Origin of the sequence: Kluyvera georgiana ATCC 51603 (assembly GCF_001654985.1) — a bacterium.
GTDB lineage: Bacteria > Pseudomonadota > Gammaproteobacteria > Enterobacterales > Enterobacteriaceae > Kluyvera > Kluyvera georgiana.
Genome location: NZ_LXEU01000154.1, coordinates 1 through 300, shown reverse-complemented (window position 1 = coordinate 300; position 300 = coordinate 1). Strand labels below are relative to the sequence as shown.

Sequence of the window (300 nt, the reverse complement as noted above, 5' to 3'; positions counted from 1 at the left end):
GCTTTTTTTAATATGTCCCGTTCGTCGGTAACCCGTTTCAGCTCTTTCTGGAGACGGCGGATCTCGGCCTGAGCATCTGACTGTTCTTTATTAGTGGAAGAATCCGGACCGTACTTCTTTATCCAGGCATAAAGGCTGTGGGTGGTGATATCGAGACGTGTTGCAACGCTGGCAACAGAATAACCGCGATCAACAACCTGTTTGACTGCTTCAGTTTTAAACTCTTCGGGATAACGCTTACCGCTCATGGGCACCTCTCTTTAAGCCATCTTAAATGACTCTGAGGTGTCTGTTAAACCC

1 protein-coding gene is annotated in these 300 nt (G+C 47.3%); it reads right to left on the bottom strand.

The annotated features are described in order from the left end of the window. Positions 1 to 248 (bottom strand): transposase (locus tag M989_RS24120; RefSeq protein ID WP_001324744.1); only part of this gene is annotated, 248 nt, incomplete at its 3' end. Between the last annotated feature and the right edge of the window lie 52 nt (positions 249 to 300).